This is a genomic window from Alteromonas antoniana, from assembly GCF_019249295.1.
GTDB classification, from domain to species: Bacteria; Pseudomonadota; Gammaproteobacteria; order Enterobacterales; family Alteromonadaceae; genus Alteromonas; species Alteromonas antoniana.
The window spans coordinates 1-17,389 of sequence record NZ_JAESDH010000036.1 but is presented as its reverse complement, the minus strand read 5'-3'; the positions used below and the strand labels follow the sequence as shown (position 1 = coordinate 17,389).

Here is a 17,389-nt window from a genome sequence, read left to right as displayed (position 1 = left end):
TTTAGGGGTGACAGACGCGATAAATCCGTTAGAATACTGGTTAAGTATACAGTTGGTATTAGCTTTGCGAAAAATCATTCACATCGATATGGATTGCTTTTATGCCGCTGTCGAGATGCGTGACAATCCGGCGTTGCAATCAGTACCGATCGCTATTGGCGGAAGTTCAGATCGTCGCGGCGTCATTTCTACCTGTAATTATCCGGCCAGAAAGTACGGCGTGCGTAGTGCAATGGCTACGGCCTATGCGATGCGCCTGTGTCCGGACCTGGTGCTGGTGAAAGGTCGCATGGATGTGTATGCCCGGGAGTCGCAGAAAATTCGCGCTATCTTTGCAGATTATACAGATCTTATCGAACCGCTATCACTGGATGAGGCCTATCTTGATGTCAGTCATTCAAACCTCTTTGGTGGCAGCGCCACGTTGATTGCCGAAGATATCCGGCGGCGCATAAAACAAGAGCTGAATCTCACTGCAAGTTCCGGGGTAGCACCCTGCAAGTTTGTAGCAAAAGTGGCCAGCGATGAGAACAAGCCCGATGGTATATGCGTAGTTACACCTGACAAACTTGATGCCTTTGTGCGAACCATGCCGTTGGGAAAAATTCCCGGCGTGGGCAAGGTCACGTTGCAAAAGCTGAATCGACTTGGGCTACACACCTGCAATGATGTGCGTCAGTACCCGTTCGAGCGGATACAGCGAGAGCTTGGAAAGTTCGGCAGTGTATTATGGAACCGCGCGCATGGCGTTGATGACCGTGAGCTCTCTGTGTCCCGGGTACGAAAGTCCATTGGTGTGGAACGCACGCTAAGTGAAGATATTCATACGCTGGATGAATGCAGAGCATTTATCCCTGTGCTAATGGAAAAACTCCGGGAGCGAATGCTAAGCCATAAGCAAAAGACCGGTAAAGCGGTCCGTTTGCGTACCCAGGGTGTTAAGCTGAAGTTTAACGACTTCCAGCTTACGACGGTGGAACATCGTCAGGGAGCGTTATCAGAGGACTATTTCTATACGTTACTGGATGAGGCTTTTGCCAGAGCGACGGGGCGGGGGATCCGGCTACTGGGTCTGCACATCGGATTAGCCGACCCAACAGATATCCAGCAGTTACTTTTGCCATTAGAGGACTAACATGTCACATATTTTGAAAACCGGTCGCTACCAGCATTATAAGGGCGCGCACTATGATGTTATTGGCACGGCTACCCATTCAGAAACCGAAGAAACCTTGGTGATATATCGCCCGTGTTATGGAGAGCGTGCTTTATGGGTAAGGCCACTGTCTATGTTTACCGAGACCGTATTGCGCGACGGAGAGGAAAAGCCCAGGTTTGCTTTTCTTAAACCACAACCAGAGGGCGTGGAGCAACCTATCTGATTGTTACTACAGCGGTGAAGATGCCTGTCAGGAATATATAGCCTGGCGTAAATCGCAATTACTCACAAAAAGGTGATCTTTGTAGCAGTAATGCGCATAAATGAATCGGTAACGACTCACTTTGGAGCAATCAGAATGAAAATAATCCATCGCCTGGCCGCAACGGTCTGCGCGGTTACGCTGTCGTTTGGTGCGACCGCTGACGACAGATTCGCAAATGTAGAAATCACAGATACCCCGCTTAATGGGGCCGTGCATATGTTGCAGGGCTCAGGTGGTAACATTGGTGTATCAGCGGGTGATGACGGCATACTCATCATTGATGATCAGTATGAGCCACTGGCTGAGAAAATTGCCGCCGCGATGGGGAAGCTGGGCAGTGATAAACCCAAATATATTATCAATACCCACTATCACGGCGATCACACCGGTTCTAATGCCTTCTTCCACGAACACAAAGGTTCAACCATCTTTGCCCACGAGAATGTGCGCGTCCGTCTGGCAAATGACGATAAGGTTTCTGAAGCCGCCCTGCCGGTGGTGACTTATGAAGATGGCATCAAGCTGCACTTCAACGGCGAGACGTTACACGTCATGCATTTGCCAAATGGTCACACCGATGGTGACAGTGTGGTGTGGTTTGAAGAACCTGATGTGTTGCATACCGGTGATTTGTTCTTCAATGAGCGCTTTCCGTTTATCGATCTGAAGTCTGGAGGTAGCGTTGAAGGTTACATTACCTCTGTAAAAACACTGCTGGGTAAAATCGATGACGATACGGTGATTATTCCCGGTCACGGTCCGCTCGCCAACAAGGCAGATTATCAGGCGTTCCTTGAGATGATTGAAGCGACCCGCGACATTGTGCAAAAGCACAAAGCTGATGGCATGAGTGTTGACGATATTGTAGAACAGGGCTTAGGAGATAAGTGGTCAGCATGGAGCTGGAACTTCATTACCGAAGAGCGCTGGATTAACACCCTCTACTAAAACACTATTGGTAGTCGATTAAATAAGGGGCCTGTTGGCCCCTTTTACTGTGTATCACACACCCTATCCTGAAAGTTTCCTCGCCGACTTTCTATCCATCAATGGTTACTACCTCGCAGCCTCATCCACACGCTGTCTGGCGGACTTCAGATACTGCTGCCATCCCGGCCTGTCTATAAATGCATTTGGCTCTGAAAGGTTCTGCAGGTTCTGCTGATATTTCTTCCAGCGACCAAATGTTCTTGCATGAGGAGTCAGAAAAATATCCACATCGAGTGCCTCCAATTGCAGGAAACTTTTCTCAAACGCTTCAATCGTATTCTTGTCTTTAAAAAGGGTCAGCGTGAGAGGCGGGGACAAACCACAGCTAAGCAATACGTGGTGTTGGACACCCCGATCGGTAACCGGAAAGTACCAACTGGTGCACCCCGGCATGTGGCCGGGGGTAGAAACGGGGGTAAGCCGGTGAGAACCCAGCTCAAGAACCTTGTTATCTGAAAATGCCTGAACGTCAGTTACCGGCGGGTATTGTAAAAACGGCAGGTGAGTCAGAAAACTTAGCGGCCCCAACATAGTGTCGCTTTGCCCGCCACGACGAAGAATTTGCGCACTGTCATGGGAAGCCAGAACCGTTGCGCCTGTATGAGATTGAATGTCCGCCAGACCGCCCGCGTGATCAAGATGCGCATGCGTGTTTAGCTGCCACTTGATATCACGTGGTGAAAAGCCAAGTTCGCGGACACTATTGAGGATCATGCTTGCTGTGCCGGGGTAGCCCCCATCAATCAGTACATGGCCCGAATCGTCAACCAACAGGAAGGCCGTGACATCATTGGCGCCAACATAATACAAATTCCCTGCAATGTTAAACGGTGTGGCGGGCTGCTGCCCACCGTTATCAGACGCTTTCCGCCAGGCGGGGTACGCTGTGAACAAGATAGCGAAAATGCCTGTAAGGAGGATGCCGCCAACAACATAACGCGTCTTCATCAGTCTGCGCCAGTGCTGCTCTGTGAACGCCTTTTCAAAATGAAATACAACAGGCTGCCAGCCACGCACTCACCGATAAGAAACCACCAGGCGTTGGCGGTTGACTGCGCAACAGACCAGGCACAAACCGCGATGGCGATGACCGGAACGACCCAGGCCAGGACCACTTTCAGCAAGGTTGCCTGTGTCAGCCAGCGCCTCTGATGCTGCAGTTTTAACAGGGCTGAGATACAGAGAATATACACCAATAGCCTGGACAGCACGCTGGCGACTGCCAGCCAGACAAAGCCACCGCTCAACGCCATAATCGCTGCAAAAACACCCAGCACGATAATTGATACGTCCGGCGTGGCAAAACGCGGATGGACATGAGCAAAGGGAGCCGGCAACGTTTTCTCCTTCGCCATGGCAAAGGTGAGCCGTGATGTGGAAATACTGTTAGCCAGCAAGTTCCCGGCAACAGAAAACACCGCGGTTAGTGTCAGAATGATAGCGCCAACCGGACCAAACAACGTATCGGCGAGCGCGATCAGCGGTGCATCGTCCGGTTCGCCTGCACCCATGGTGTGCCAATACACGTATTGCACAGTAAAGTAAAAAAGTGCGATAGCAATAACGGTCACCATCAGGGCTCTTGGGATCGTTTTGGCCGGATTTCGCGTTTCACCGGAAGTCACCACGACGGTTTCAAAACCAATAAATGCGTAGAGTGTCAGCAACGCCCCGGCACCCACCGTATCAATCGGTGGCAGAGTAAAGGTTGAGGTGTGCTCAGGTAAGCTGATAAGGCCCGTTATAATCAGTGCCATAAACGGAAGCAGTTTGAGCAGGGTGATTCCATCCAGTGCACGGATCGCTCTTTTCACACCGGTTACGTTAACCCAAATCAGCAAACCACTGATAACGAGAATCGCCAAAGATTCCCCCATCGATGTTTGCAGTTGTGGCCAGAGGTATCCGGCGTTCAACAATAACACGTGCATGTTGGCCGCAATGGCCGTGGCACGTGCCAGGTAATACAACCAGCCTGTCTGAAAGGACGCAAAGGGGCCAAAAGCAGCCTCGCTATAGACTGTCGGCCCGCCGGTTTCCTGAAGCTTTACAGCAAGCTGGCCAAAACACCAGACAATGGTCAGCATCAGGCCGCCAAACAACAGGAAGATCCATGGACTGGCTGCACCCAGAGTGGCAGCCATTTTTGCTGGCAACGCAAAGATGCCAGCGCCAATCAAGCCGTTTAATACCAGAAAGCTGGCACCAAGAAAGCCGATGTTGCGTTTCAGCTCCATATCAACAAACTGTGCTTATCGCCCGGTCGCATCGTAAACTTTTTCACCGGCAAGATAGGTTTCGAGCACCTGAACTTTCCATAAATCCTCTTCTGGAATGTTAAACAAGTCTCTGTCAATGAGCAGGAAGTCAGCCCACTTGCCAGGCTCTAACGTGCCCAGCGTTTGCTCCATGTGTGCGGCGTAGGCGGCATCCAGCGTAAAGCCGCGAAAGGCCTGTTTCAGTGTCATGGCTTCGTGGGCATACCAGCCTTCTACTGGCTGATTGTTTCTGTCCTGACGTGTCACGGCGGCATGAATGCCGTAAAACGGGTTAGCAAGCTCAACGGGAAAGTCAGAGCCCAGCGGCAGAGCTATCCCCGAGTTCAGTAATGTCTGCCAAGCATATGCGCCTTTCATGCGTTTTTGACCGATACGGTCTTCGGCCATGTTCATGTCGCTGGTGGCGTGGGTAGGTTGCATAGAGGGCAGCACTTCCAGCTCCGCGAAGCGAGGCAGATCTTCTACCGCAACTACCTGCGCATGCTCAATACGGTTTCGCAGCGCTTTCCCACCGGTTGTATTGAAGGTTTTTTCAAACTGATTTAATGCCAGATGGTTGGCTCTGTCTCCGATGGCGTGAAAGTTCAACTGGAAGCCATTGCTGATAATGTGAGTAAACAAGGCGTCGAAATCATCAGGCTGTGTGAGCATTAAACCGTGTTGATGCGGTGCATCAGAATAGGGTTTTAGCAGCGCCGCGCCACGACTTCCCAGCGCGCCATCGCCATAGGCTTTTACTGACTTTATTTCGAGAAAATCATCAGCACTGTCGATAAGTCCGTTTTCCAGCATGGTGTTTAGCTCGGGATCGGTGGCCGCTATCATCGCGTACACGCGAACCGGCAGAGTTCCTTCTACCGCACGCTTCAGATAAAAGTCGTATACGTCACGACTAATGCCAGCATCGTGCATCGACGTGACACCTAGCGATAGTAATTGCTCACCCGCAGCTTCAAGTTGCGCGTCGTATTGCGCGACACTGGCTGTTGGCATGTGTTGTTCTACCATCGCCATGGCGTTATCAATAAGTACGCCGGTGGCGTTACCGTCGGCGTCACGAATAATCTGACCGCCTTCCGGGTCCGGGGTTTCAGGCGTAATGCCGGCGAGTGCCAACGCCTCACTGTTCGCCCAGCCAGCGTGACCATCAACGCGGGTGAGCCAGACAGGACGATCGCTGATTTGCTTATCCAGCATGGCAGCGGTGGGGAAGGCTCTGTCGGGCCATAGCTCCTGATTCCAGCCGCGGCCGGTTATCCAGATTTGCTGCGGATTGGCAAAGGCGTAAGCCGCAACAGCCTCTGCGGCTTCTTTTGCAGAACCACTTTCGCGCACATCGACTTCAAGCAGGTTGGCACCCAGTCCCAGCAGGTGACCATGGGCATCAATTAAGCCCGGTATCAGCGTTTTGCCTTTGCCGTCAATGACGGTATCGGCCTGTGGAGTTTCAGCATCCAGCGATACCACTTTTCCGTCTTCGATAAGAAGAGCGTTAAAGCTTACAAGCTCGCCACTGCTGTTAAGGGTGTAGCCTTTTACATTTTCAACCAGCGTTGTTGAAGCCAGAAGCGGCAGCGAGACCGCCGACAGGCTAAGGGTCAGTACACGGAGTAATAGCGTCATGCGTTATCTTCCTGTTGGGTAATGTTTGGGGGCTGCTGCAAATAGTCAGTGTGCCAGATTTTGCTCATACTGGCTTGACTGATGTTGCCGCCAGACAGCATCACCAGTGCCGTTTGTCCGGGTGGCGTATTAACGGCCCACGCCGCTACCGCAGCCATGCTCATCGCGCAGGTTGGCTCAACGTGAATTTTCAGCAGGTGTTGCAACCATTGTGTCCAGTAGGCAATCTGGTTTTCTTCCACTTCATAGAAATCATCAAGCTGTTGCAACAAGGGAAAGGTGTGTTCGCCTACGCTGGGCGTAGCAGCACCGTCGGCCAGGGTGTCCGGCATACCATCAAGGGTTTCTATCTGACCCGACTGCAACGAGCGCGAGGCATCATTGGCGGCGGCCGGTTCAGCGCCAATTACGCTGGCGTCTGGCATCAGCTCGCGGGTGACCAGCAGTGCACCACTTAACAGACCACCCCCACCGCAGGGCGCAAATACCGCATCGACATGGCCGGCATCCTGCAGCGCTTCAAGCGTCGCAGTGCCCTGACCGGCGATAATGTCCGGGTGGTTATAAGGCGGGATCCAAACCGTATCAGCGGCGTTTGCTGCTTCTGCGACGGCGCTGTCAGCTTCTGTGCGGGTAGGGAACAGGCAAAGCTCCGCTCCGTAGCCGCGTGTTGCCGCTGCTTTTACCTCAGAAATACGCTGCGAAGAAAATATGGTGGCCGGAATGTGATACAGCGATGCGGCATACGCCACAGCCTGAGCATGATTGCCTGAACTGTTGGCGACAATATGTTTGGGCAGTTCGCCACGTGCTTCCATCGCGGCCAGGAAGTTGGTTGCGCCTCGTAACTTAAATGCCCCAGTGGTTTGCAGACATTCCGCCTTAAACAAAATGCGCTGACCCAGCCAGGTATTCAGCAAATGAGACTCCAGCAGAGGGGTGTGTTGCACTTTGCCGGCGATACGGGTCGCGGCAGCCGCAACATCGGCAAACGTCGTAAGCTCAGAAGCCAAGGTTTTTCCTTATATCAGAGGATGTTATCTGAGCATAACCCTACCACCAAGTCAGTGGTAGTGTGAACTGGTAATCGTCAGGAGTGTGTTTGTAGCGTTTGTTTGCCAACATTCAAACTTATCATCAGACAATGTCACTGCGCTTTGGTAAATTCGGTGGTTATAAATTTACAGCGACCGTGCACAATTGCATGCTAGAGTAGGTAGTGGCTACAGCGAAAGATTAAGGTATCTACATGCCAGCGCGAAAGATGACTAAGTAGTAGTACTTCGAGCGCGGAATACCGATTACGTAACGTGAATTACCAGAGGAGTGCGACATGGGATTATTCGATACACTAATGGGCAACGCCAGCGAAACCGACGCGGCCGAAATCCAGGAAGAGCTTGCGCCGGTCATGGCGGAGAGCGAGCAGGTGATTGCGGCGTTTAAATTAATCAGAGATTTGAGTGTATTTACCACCAAGCGTCTTATCCTGATTGATAAGCAGGGCCTGACTGGGCGTAAGGTTAATTATCACTCCATCCCTTACCGTGCAATTACGCAGTTTATCGTTGAAACCGCCGGACACTTTGATACCGACTCTGAACTTAAAATCTGGGTGTCAGGTCAGGACGCGCCGGTAGAAATTGAGATGAGTAAGAATTCCGCTCAGAAAGTGCAGAAAACGCTGGCCGATCAGATTTTTGGTTAATACCAATCCGCAATAACCTGCGATCACGTACTACTACGGGGTGGTATAAACCCCACTCGTGCTTATTGGGGGTGCTGAGATAGAGCGCCTGTATTGACGACATTCCTTTGGGGCCAGCGCACGGTTGTCAGCGAAGCACAGTGCGCTTCACCGCTAATCAGTTGCGTTAGCGCAGTGCGTGTAATCTTTGGTTTGCGCCAGTGCGTTGACAGTCGCTATCGCCCTGGCGGCCGCCTGCGGCTCTCCCAGAGCCTGTAAATCGCTCAACCAGTTTACTAAAAGCCGCTCGTTATATTGCATTAGCGGCCATATCGCTAACATCTTCCCTTCGTCAAATGAGGCGTCGATTACTTTTTCATCACCTGGAAAGTGAAAGTCGCTGACGTCCCGCATCATCGCGGTCAGGCGCTTACCTGTTAGCCTGAGCCCTGTGGTCTTGCTTCTGGACGCCATATCCTGCCCCAGTTTATGACATAAGGAGGCGGTAAGGAGCTCGGATGACGCCTGGCTGCAGAATGGGAAGAGTTCAGCAGGAAACACCTGATTGCCTGCCTCCATTCCCAATGCCGCGACGGTGGCAATATACAGACCAGATGATGTATGTTGATTTATCTGCTCAGATAATCGAATGATCCGCTCTGCATAGCCGTTTCCATAAAAGTCAGCCTGAAGCGCGCGGTTTATTGCGTACTGTACTTTTTCAGCGTTTCCTCGCGCGGCGAAATAGTTCGCCAGGTATATCCAGGACTGCGCATCGGAAGGCGAAAGGTGAAGCGTGTCGAATAGCGCAGAATGGCACTTCGCTAACGCGGGCGTTGCGGCACATACCCGAACCACCTCAAGTGCGACCAACGCATCAGGTTGCGCGCTGTGGAGCGCAATCAGTTTATCCAGCTTGTTTTCACCCTGCATCATCGATTCGCTCATAGCATCAAAAAATTCACTGTGCTTTTTGAGTTCATCAATCTTTTCGTAAAAAACCGGCGCGGGGTCGATGGCGTCGCTGGCTTGCGCGCTGTGATGAAGACAGGTATCAACGTAGTGGCCCAGTGTTGGTGATGTTGACGCTTGCTGCATGCGCAACTGAGTAGTATCAGAATGTGCCACGGGATGGGGTGGCGCATTTGACACCAGTGTATTCGCAGCATCCCCAGGGCGCGGGGTTGTGACCAGCAGATAAAGCCACGCCAGCAGTGCAACGATAATAAGCGCTTTAAAGGGTGAAGAAAACATAAGGCGAAGATGTCGTTTTCCCGTAATTCGGGAAGTCGTTTAGCAACGTATTAAATCACCCTATCGGAATTATCGTCTGGCAACCAGAGCGCGGCGCAAATAAAAAGGCCACCGCATTCGCGGTGGCCTTAAATGGTGTCAGGCGTAACGACATTATCGCCTGATAATTCCGGCGTGACTTAGAATATGACAGTCATCGTTGCAGAACAGGTAGTCGTTCCTGTTTCACACACCTGGTAGTCATATACGCCGCCACCTTTGGTATTCAGTGCGTCAGTGTAAGCGCCGTCGTTAGCGGTAGTCGTTACAACACTGCCGTTACGGACTACATCAACGTCAGAGCCGGTTGCGCCAGACCAGGACAGATCCACTACCTGAGAGCCTTTCACTTTATAGCCAGTCGCGGTCAGTGTCAGATCGCCGCCAGTCTCGCCACCGCCGTTATCGCCACCACCGTTATCACCGCCACCGTTGCTGCCGCCGGCACAGCCGTTCGCTGTCAGATATGCGCTGGCATCTGCTGCCTGAACGATACCATAACCGAAGTAAACATCTTTACCTGCCGCGCCTGAGTCTCGAGCTGTAGCTTTCAGTGCCGCACGGATGTCTTCACCAGAACAGGTTGGGTGATTAGACCACACCAGTGCTGCTACACCTGCTACTGCAGGCGTTGCCATCGACGTACCGCTCATAAAGCCGTAGTCACTGGCACCGATGCTGATATCAACCGTTGATGCTGCAAGCAATGTGCTGCGATCTTCCTGCGCCGCTCCAACTGCTGGAATGCTGGTGTCATTAGTATCACCCAACGTACCGTAAAGCATGCCAGGCTCGTTGTTAATAACCACCGCGCCTACGCCGCCAGATTGTTCACAGTTGTTCACTTTGTCGTAGAACGAAATGCTGCCACGGTCGATAACGCACACTTTGCCAGAGGCATTCGTGTCAACCGCGTCGCCAATACCCATGAAGTAAGTGGCCGCGCTCGCATTACCCGAGTTTTCCATTGCAGAGGCTGCAACACCGGCACCGTCTGCGGACATTGAAGCCATTGTAGCGCCACCGGCAGGGTAGGTAGACAGGGTATCCACACCACCAGCGGTCACTTCTACGCAAATTGTTTCGTCAGACGTTGCGCGTTTACCGCGACCCGACGTACACGATGGATACTGCGAGAAGTCAGCAATGTTGTCATCGGCATCATTTGCACCAATCATCATAACCGCAGGATAGCCAGCAGGGTATGAACGGACATCGTTGCCATCGTTACCCGCTGCAGCAACAACAAAACCACCGTTGTTGACGAAGTCGATGAAGGCATTTTCTTCTGTGCTGTTAGCACCGCCGCCACCAAGGCTCATGTTGATGATGTTAGCGCCAGCCTGAGAACATTTCTGCGCTGCATAGGCCAAATCTGATGAGTAGCCCCATCCTTCAGCGTTAAACACTTTGATGATGTGCATATCAACGCCAGGTGCCATACCGACAACGCCGTAGCTGTTGTCAGCCGCACCGATAGTACCGGCTACGTGGGTACCGTGAGGGCCGCCATTGTCGAACCAGTTACCGGTACCCGGATCGTTATCACCGGTAATGTTGCTCCATACGAAATCCGGGTTGGAGTCATCCAGACCTGAATCGATAACACAGACTTTCATGGCAGCATTGGCGTCGAAAGTCACCTGATCAGCTTGTGCCTGATAAACGGCATAAGGTGTAATTTGCGTTGTGTCAGGGTTACCCGCGTCATCGTTGTACAATGCCATTGGGCGGCGGACCTGATCTTGCTCTACTAATTTTACGTGCGGGTTGTTCATCAACCCTTTTACATCCGATAACGACTTCCCTGAGAAGGTGGCGGCAATGAATCCGTTTGCGTCAATATGAATATCAGCACCTGACTGTTTAGCCAGCGCTTTGACGATGCCTTTACTGTTGTTGTCCACCTGGATGATGTATCTGTCGTTTGAATCCGCTAAAGCTGCGGTTGAACCGAGGGCTAGCAGGGTTGCTGCCAGTGTAGGTTTGATTGTTGTTTTTAACATATATACTTCTTCTTCACTTGTGATTGTTGTGTCTATTGTCGACTTCGGTCGATCTTTTCTGCTTAGACACCCCTGGAGGTCGAAACCCCGAATTTCAAATTACACTATGAAGAAAAACTAAACAAACGTTTGAAAGATTATTTGGGTATGAATTAATAAGCCTTGCTAATAAAAAGGCATAACCATCAGTGATGATTATGCCTTTGATATTTGTACTATTTTATACAGACTACTGCGCAGGATGCAGGTTTCTGTTAAAAAAGTTGGTTATCGTTTTGTATAAGTGGATCCCAGTCTGTTTGCCACGAATACTGTGCTTCTTGCCTGGATAATCCATGGTTTCAAACGGAATGGCTAAATCCTGCAAATGCTTGTACAGCATCGTGCTATGGGTAAATAACACGTTGTCATCCGCCATTCCGTGATAAATCAGCAGCGGCCCTTTCAGGTCTTTTGCGTACGGGAATACGGATGACTTTGTATAAGCGGCATCATCGGTTTTGGGGTTACCCATATACCGTTCGGTGTAATGGGTATCATATAAGCGCCAGTCGGTTACCGGTGCACCGGAAACCCCGGCTTTAAAGTACTCAGGCGCCTGGAACATAGCCATCAGCGTCATATAGCCGCCGTAGCTGTGACCGTGCACGCCAATCCGGTCGGCATCGACATAAGGCAGGGTACGCAGGAATTTAACGCCTTCCACCTGATCTTCTACTTCTATGCTGCCCATCTGCTTGTAGATCGGATCTTCAAACGCTTTGCCGCGATAATTAGAGCCACGGTTATCCAGCGAGAACACCACATACCCCTGATCCACCCAGTATTGCATCAGTAAGCCACGATTGCCGTACCACTTGTTCTGAACTACCTGCGCATGGGGACCGCCGTACAAAAATACGATAGCAGGATGCTTTTTCTCAAGGTTCTCAGGCTTATACATGCGGTACTTTAGGTCGGCGCCGTCTTGTGTAGTGATGGTGCCAAACTCAGGCTTTGTCCAGCTGTCCATGAAAGGATGAAGCGGATGGCTGTCGTCAACCTTGTTCTCTTCCAGCCAGGTAATTTGTTCACCACTGGCCTTATGCAGACTCACCTGATACGGAGTATTGATAGTGGAAAAACGATCAATATAAATAGACGCATCGCCACTGAAGGTAATTTCATGGAAAGCATCGCGCTTAGTGACACGTGTAACGTTTCCGCCTTTGAGGGGAACCTGATACAGATGACTCTCCAGAGGTGTGTCTTTGCGACCGGTGAAATAAACGATGCCAGCGTCAGTGTCGACAGCCTCCAGCTCATCCACTACCCAGTTGCCGTCGGTGATTTGCGTAACCAGCGAGCCGTCATTGTTATAAAGGTATAAGTGTTTAAATCCATCGCGCTCAGAGGCCCAGATGAACTGGTTGGAGTCAGCCAGAAACGTCAGGTCATCATGCAGGTTCACCCACGTCGGACTGCCTTCCTTGATAAGTACGTTCTGTTTGCCGGTGGATAGTGAATAGGCGCGAAGTTCCAGTGCCTGCTGATTGCGCGACTGCCACTGATAAGTGAAGGTATCGCTGTCAGGCATCCAGTTACCGCGGGCAAAATAAATGTCTTTCTCTTCACCCAAGTCCACCCAGGTTCGCTTTTGGGACTTGATGTTCTGGATAGCCAGTGTGACTTCAACATTGTCGGTACCGGCTTTTGGATATTTCTGCTCAATCATGTCGATTTTATCGGCATAGATTTCAGAGCGTGTGATGACATCTACCGGGCTTTCGTCTACACGGGTAAATGCGATATGACTTTCATCCGGCGCCCACCAGTAGCCGGTCATCCGACCCATTTCTTCCTGTGCCACGAATTCAGCCATGCCGTATTTGATATTACCACCACCGTCGTTGGTAATGGCAGTTTCCTTGCCACTGGCAATGTGTTTGATGATCACGTTCTGATCGCGCACAAAGGAGATATAGTTACCCTTTGGAGACAGCTTGATATCGGTCTCGAAAGCTTCAGTGTCAAGCAGCTGCTGCGCCTCTTTCTGGCCCAGCTGGTAGTAGTACACATCCCCGCCTGACGGAAACAATAACGATTTACCGTCGTCAGACCATTCATAGCTGACAATGCCTGAACCTGACAGGCGCATGCGCTCACGGCGGGCCTTTTCTTCGTCAGATAAATTTTCTTCGCCGCTATGCAGGTCATCAGAGTCAAAAAGCATGCGGGTTTCGCCACTCTCAATGTGATATTCCCACAAATCAAGGCGTTCGTAGTCGGTTTGCTTGCCTTTCAGAAAGGTGACGCGCTCGCCATCGGGTGATACTTTCAGGTTGCGTGGTGCATTGCCATCCAGTGAGGGAGACTCGAAAATGCGCTCAATTGTGAGCGTTTGAGCCTGAATTGCTGTACTGAGCATAAGGGCTCCAAAAACAAGGGCTTTTTTCATTGTTATCTTCATACTGCTGCTGTCGAAAGAATGATTGTAGTGATTACACAGGATGATACAAGGTGAGTAAGAAGAATTCCGCAATTGTGCTGGGAGCGACCGGTCTGGTAGGACAAAAGGTGGTTTCTTTGCTGTTGAAAGACTCTCGCTATGACGCTGTGACTGTATTGGTGCGACGACCTTTGTCCGCATCTATGTTCAGCGATCCGGAAAATAAACTGAATCCGGTAGTGATCGACTTCGATCAGTTTCAGGACTATCAGGGATATTTCTCGGTAAACCATGTTTACTGTTGTCTGGGCACGACGCTAAAACAAGCGGGCTCAAAATCTGCTTTTCGTAAAATCGATTTTGAATACGTTCATATTGCTGCGCAGTTGGCGAGAGCCCAGCGTGTTGACAGTTTTGTCTGGATTTCTGCAGTAGGCGCTGATGCTACCAGCAGCAGTTTTTATCTGCGGGTAAAAGGTGAGCTGGAAAATGCCATCATGCGCATGCCGCAGCTGGATCATGCTTCTGCAGTGCGTCCGTCACTGTTACTGGGGGATCGCAAAGACAGCAGGCCAATGGAATCTGTTGGTCAGGCGCTTGCACCTGTTCTAAAGCCACTTATGGTGGGGCCGCTGAAAAAGTATAAGCCTGTCGAGGCCGTGGAAGTGGCGCGCAAGATGGTTAGTTTGCAGCGGTTTGTTGACGAAGGAGGGTAGCCCCTTGGCGTTTCAGTGTAAGCAATTCAGCATCGAGCAGGACAAGTGCGCGATGAAAGTGAATACCGATAGCATGATCCTGGGCAGCTGGGTGGAAGTGGATGCGCAAACCCGGATCCTGGATATCGGCACCGGCACAGGCATTCTGGCGTTGATGCTGGCGCAAAAGGCAGGGCCTGAAGCGGTTATCGACGCTATTGAACTTGATGCGGATGCCGCCGCGCAGGCCAGAGAGAATGTGCTGGCTTCGCCGTGGGCAGAAAATATTAATACGTGCCAGGGCTGTGTGCTTTCTCAGGCTCCGGCCCGGCAATACGACCTGATCGTGTCTAACCCACCTTACTTTGAAGGTGCGAAATCCAGCAGCAATGCGTACAGCGGACAAAGTGATGTCAGGAAACAGGCAAGGCAAAGTGGCAGTCTGAGCTCAGACGCACTGTTTCAATGGGTTGCTGCCTATCTGGAGAAGCACGGTGATTTCTACTGTTTGTATCCCGCTGATGCCATACAGCAACTCATCCCGAACGCTGAAGCGGCAGGGTTATATTGTCACTCACTCATGTGGGTGCAAAGCCAGTCAAACAAGCCGGCTTACGTTGCTGCCTTGCGTTTTCGTCGTGAGCCATCAATAGTTAAGAAAGCATCATTAATCATTCACAACGAATCTGGTGAGTATTCTGAGGAATTCAGAGCACTCTGCCGGGAATACTATTTACATTTCTGAATCGCCGGGCGACTGACTATGCTGCCGATGTGTATTGAAAGATATGCAAACCGACTCGTTCTCCAGCCCTTTCTGTGGCAGGGGCGGGAATGGCGTGTGCCGTATTATCAGGTATATGCCAGGCTGTCATCTCCGGTTGCCGACGATACCGTTGACTATCGCTCCCAAAAAGTAGCGATCCTCAAATTGGGCAAGTATGATGTGCCGCTTTTTGATCCCTGTCACCAGGACATGGACGTATTACCGTCGCACGCGGTCGTGCTGAGTCATTGTGAAGGCAACCGGTTCGGACTTTTTGCCTACCCTGCAGATTCTATTCTGCAGCCGTTGTTTCTTCCGCTGGATGTACATAGTCTGCGTCGATAAAAGTAGCTTTACCAATCACATACCGGCGTAAGTCGGTAAAACAGGACACAACGTCATGCAGTATTTGGCGGAGGGCTTCGGTGCCCTGGCAGTCATTTTGAATTTTATTGGTTACCGGCAGAATCAGGTCGATCGTTACCTGATCATATCTGCGTGTGCACTGTTTAGCGTTAGCATCCACTTTTTCATGCTGGATGCGATGGCTGCAGGTGTTGGCTGTATGCTGGCAAGTATACGTAATGTGGTGGCGCTGAAAACCCGTTCCCACCGCGTAGTCGCGTTTTTTGTCGGTGCAAATCTGGCGTTTTTCGCATATGAATGGTTTGTACTGGATCACGGCTGGTTGATCATTGTTGCTTACAGCTCTTCACTGATTTTTACCGTGGGCTCAATAGTCCTGCAGGACGCGAAGCGAATTCGACAATGGTTTTTGGTCGCGGAGTCGTTGGGATTAGCTTACTCAATACTGGTGGGCAGTATTTTCGGCACCATTTTTAATGTCAGTAATCTGTTCAGTATTATCACTAAGCTGGTGCAGGAAAAGCGACGTATTCGCAAGTTATCTGAGGCAGATAAAACCACACCGTAGCGTGATAAGACTACGGTGTGATGTTTTAACAGGTTTTGATTTATGCGGATATTGGGGCAGTCGGAACCGGCTTTTTGGTCAACGCCCGACGCAAACCGAACAGATACAGGCCCGCAAAGGCGAATATCGCCAGCGTGGCAGGCTCACTGACTTCAACGCTGCTGTTATTGTCGGCGTTAACGGTTTCCTGCTGATCTTCAGAAGCCGGTGGAGTCAACGGCTCGTCGTTTGGCGCTATGTCACTGACATTAAAAACAGGTAACGGTTGCGGCGTGAGACTGGCTTGCTGATCGTTATTTCCACCATTAGCTCCGGGTTGTCTGCCGTCGTCGAAAAGGGGATCGTCGAGACCGTTGTCACCGGATCCGGTCTTATCAATGGCATACAAATCCAGTTTATCACCCGGATTTCCCGAAGGAATAATGCCACCGCCTGACAGCGATCCCAGTTGTCCAAAGCGTGATCCTGATTGTCCTGAACGAGAGTTACCGGTTGCCGCGTTAAAAAAGTTTCCGGTATTACCATCAAAGCTTACAGCTGCCCATAGTGATGCGCTGGATAACGTACCTCCATCCGGATCATCAAGGCCATAACGCTCTGGGTTGGTAGGATCGGTTATACTGCTGTCTTCAGGCGCGCGTTTACGGCTGATCAGGGCATCAACATCCCAGTTTCTGGTATCACCTTCCGGGTAAGTATCTTTAATAGTAGGCAGCGCAATAGGGTTTATGACAGAGCGGTCTGCCATTACCATTTGTTCCGCCTCTGCGGATACGGCTTTGCGGCGCAATGATTCTACCCGTTGGCCAGGTGCCTGGTCAGGCGACGGTTCAGCAAAGATTTGCGAGACACTGTCTTTCATTAAACCGGCAACATACTTACCGGTTGGCGTAGCGCCAAACATGGCAGCAATAGCAGATACCGACATTAACCCCAGCACAATAAGCAGGGCGGTATTTCGGCGTTTGTTTGCCACAGCTTTACGGCTACGGCGACGTACACGCACACGTGTGCGTTCATTATTATTATTCAACATGGTTTTTTCGCTCCAGTGGTAAAACTGGCTGGAAGCGTTTCAACATGGCTTTCCAGACAATTTGATCCTAGATCGTTCCGCTGAAGCGATCGACAGTGTAGATCACAACTATGTATATTTATTAATACGCATAAAAAAACCGCCACAAGGGCTAATGCCGATCAGTTAAGATTATTTTGATGATCGGTTGACCGATCTTTTCAAGGCTTCAAAATCCGATATCAGTCT

At 50.9% G+C, this 17,389-nt stretch carries 16 protein-coding genes; 8 read left to right on the top strand and 8 right to left on the bottom strand.

The genetic code is table 11. The features are described 5' to 3' along the window. The first annotated feature begins 64 nt into the window (after positions 1-64). The 3 genes from dinB (at position 65) to JKP77_RS20315 (ending at position 2,372) form a co-directional block, all read left to right on the top strand. A complete protein-coding gene (gene dinB / locus JKP77_RS20325) occupies positions 65-1,135 on the top strand; it encodes a DNA polymerase IV (protein WP_218313017.1) in 1,071 nt (356 codons plus the stop codon). 1 nt (position 1,136) lies between these two features. Continuing rightward, positions 1,137-1,382, top strand: coding sequence for a DUF1653 domain-containing protein (locus JKP77_RS20320; protein ID WP_218313002.1), 246 nt, complete (start codon positions 1,137-1,139; stop codon positions 1,380-1,382). A 135-nt stretch (positions 1,383-1,517) separates the two neighbouring features. Further along, complete coding sequence (locus JKP77_RS20315) at positions 1,518-2,372, top strand: MBL fold metallo-hydrolase (RefSeq protein ID WP_218313001.1); 855 nt, start codon at positions 1,518-1,520, stop codon at positions 2,370-2,372. A 108-nt stretch (positions 2,373-2,480) separates the two neighbouring features. Here the strand turns inward: JKP77_RS20315 and bla are convergent, their stop codons facing one another. The 4 genes from bla to JKP77_RS20295 are packed head-to-tail and all read right to left on the bottom strand — an operon-like array spanning position 2,481 to position 7,329. Next, a complete protein-coding gene (bla, locus tag JKP77_RS20310) occupies positions 2,481-3,362 on the bottom strand; it encodes a subclass B3 metallo-beta-lactamase (protein WP_218313000.1) in 882 nt (293 codons plus the stop codon). Then, positions 3,362-4,651 carry an APC family permease gene (locus JKP77_RS20305; protein ID WP_218312999.1) on the bottom strand — a complete coding sequence of 430 codons (1,290 nt, stop codon included), beginning with the start codon at positions 4,649-4,651 and terminating at the stop codon, positions 3,362-3,364. Before JKP77_RS20305 ends, bla begins: the two co-directional genes overlap by 1 nt. A gap of 15 nt (positions 4,652-4,666) precedes the next feature. After that, the gene (locus tag JKP77_RS20300) at positions 4,667-6,316 is read right to left on the bottom strand and encodes an amidohydrolase (protein WP_218312998.1); all 1,650 of its coding nucleotides are present in this window, start codon (positions 6,314-6,316) and stop codon (positions 4,667-4,669) included. Continuing rightward, the gene (locus JKP77_RS20295) at positions 6,313-7,329 is read right to left on the bottom strand and encodes a serine/threonine dehydratase (RefSeq protein WP_218312997.1); all 1,017 of its coding nucleotides are present in this window, start codon (positions 7,327-7,329) and stop codon (positions 6,313-6,315) included. Before JKP77_RS20295 ends, JKP77_RS20300 begins: the two co-directional genes overlap by 4 nt. 320 nt (positions 7,330-7,649) lie before the next feature. On the opposite strand from JKP77_RS20295, the gene JKP77_RS20290 reads away from it, so the two are divergent. Further along, a complete protein-coding gene (locus tag JKP77_RS20290) occupies positions 7,650-8,024 on the top strand; it encodes a PH domain-containing protein (protein WP_218312996.1) in 375 nt (124 codons plus the stop codon). 153 nt (positions 8,025-8,177) lie between these two features. Here the strand turns inward: JKP77_RS20290 and JKP77_RS20285 are convergent, their stop codons facing one another. The 3 genes from JKP77_RS20285 to JKP77_RS20275 all read right to left on the bottom strand — a co-directional run bounded on the left by JKP77_RS20285 (position 8,178) and on the right by JKP77_RS20275 (position 13,739). Further along, on the bottom strand, positions 8,178-9,257 hold the full coding sequence (locus JKP77_RS20285; protein ID WP_218312995.1) for a hypothetical protein: 1,080 nt from the start codon (positions 9,255-9,257) through the stop codon (positions 8,178-8,180). Between the two features lie 179 nt (positions 9,258-9,436). Continuing rightward, complete coding sequence (locus JKP77_RS20280) at positions 9,437-11,302, bottom strand: S8 family serine peptidase (protein ID WP_218312994.1); 1,866 nt, start codon at positions 11,300-11,302, stop codon at positions 9,437-9,439. A gap of 229 nt (positions 11,303-11,531) precedes the next feature. Further along, positions 11,532-13,739, bottom strand: a complete 2,208-nt coding sequence (locus JKP77_RS20275) for a S9 family peptidase (RefSeq protein WP_218312993.1) — start codon at positions 13,737-13,739, stop codon at positions 11,532-11,534. Between the two features lie 62 nt (positions 13,740-13,801). Here JKP77_RS20275 and JKP77_RS20270 point away from each other — a divergent pair, with 62 nt between their 5' ends. From JKP77_RS20270 to JKP77_RS20255, 4 genes are read left to right on the top strand one after another with little or no spacing between them, the layout of a single operon-like run. Next, positions 13,802-14,446: an NAD(P)H-binding protein gene (locus tag JKP77_RS20270; protein WP_218312992.1), complete on the top strand. Its 645-nt coding sequence runs from the start codon at positions 13,802-13,804 to the stop codon at positions 14,444-14,446. A gap of 4 nt (positions 14,447-14,450) precedes the next feature. After that, on the top strand, positions 14,451-15,170 hold the full coding sequence (locus JKP77_RS20265) for a tRNA1(Val) (adenine(37)-N6)-methyltransferase (RefSeq protein WP_218312991.1): 720 nt from the start codon (positions 14,451-14,453) through the stop codon (positions 15,168-15,170). An 18-nt stretch (positions 15,171-15,188) separates the two neighbouring features. Beyond that, a complete protein-coding gene (locus JKP77_RS20260; RefSeq protein WP_218312990.1) occupies positions 15,189-15,536 on the top strand; it encodes a hypothetical protein in 348 nt (115 codons plus the stop codon). A 55-nt stretch (positions 15,537-15,591) separates the two neighbouring features. After that, entirely contained in the window at positions 15,592-16,125 is a 534-nt protein-coding gene (locus tag JKP77_RS20255; RefSeq protein WP_218312989.1) for a YgjV family protein, read from the top strand. Positions 16,126-16,165: 40 nt separating this feature from the next. On the opposite strand, the gene JKP77_RS20250 is transcribed toward JKP77_RS20255, so the two are convergent. After that, positions 16,166-17,161: a hypothetical protein gene (locus tag JKP77_RS20250; RefSeq protein ID WP_218312988.1), complete on the bottom strand. Its 996-nt coding sequence runs from the start codon at positions 17,159-17,161 to the stop codon at positions 16,166-16,168. Positions 17,162-17,389 lie beyond the last annotated feature (228 nt).

Coding starts and splice junctions, on each gene's coding strand:
- JKP77_RS20320 (WP_218313002.1), top strand. CDS start 1,137: ATGTCACATATTTTGAAAACCGGTCGCTACCAGCATTATAAGGGCGCG.
- JKP77_RS20315 (WP_218313001.1), top strand. CDS start 1,518: ATGAAAATAATCCATCGCCTGGCCGCAACGGTCTGCGCGGTTACGCTG.
- bla (WP_218313000.1), bottom strand. CDS start 3,362: ATGAAGACGCGTTATGTTGTTGGCGGCATCCTCCTTACAGGCATTTTC.
- JKP77_RS20305 (WP_218312999.1), bottom strand. CDS start 4,651: ATGGAGCTGAAACGCAACATCGGCTTTCTTGGTGCCAGCTTTCTGGTA.
- JKP77_RS20300 (WP_218312998.1), bottom strand. CDS start 6,316: ATGACGCTATTACTCCGTGTACTGACCCTTAGCCTGTCGGCGGTCTCG.
- JKP77_RS20290 (WP_218312996.1), top strand. CDS start 7,650: ATGGGATTATTCGATACACTAATGGGCAACGCCAGCGAAACCGACGCG.
- JKP77_RS20285 (WP_218312995.1), bottom strand. CDS start 9,257: ATGTTTTCTTCACCCTTTAAAGCGCTTATTATCGTTGCACTGCTGGCG.
- JKP77_RS20280 (WP_218312994.1), bottom strand. CDS start 11,302: ATGTTAAAAACAACAATCAAACCTACACTGGCAGCAACCCTGCTAGCC.
- JKP77_RS20275 (WP_218312993.1), bottom strand. CDS start 13,739: ATGAAAAAAGCCCTTGTTTTTGGAGCCCTTATGCTCAGTACAGCAATT.
- JKP77_RS20260 (WP_218312990.1), top strand. CDS start 15,189: ATGCTGCCGATGTGTATTGAAAGATATGCAAACCGACTCGTTCTCCAG.
- JKP77_RS20255 (WP_218312989.1), top strand. CDS start 15,592: ATGCAGTATTTGGCGGAGGGCTTCGGTGCCCTGGCAGTCATTTTGAAT.
- JKP77_RS20250 (WP_218312988.1), bottom strand. CDS start 17,161: ATGTTGAATAATAATAATGAACGCACACGTGTGCGTGTACGTCGCCGT.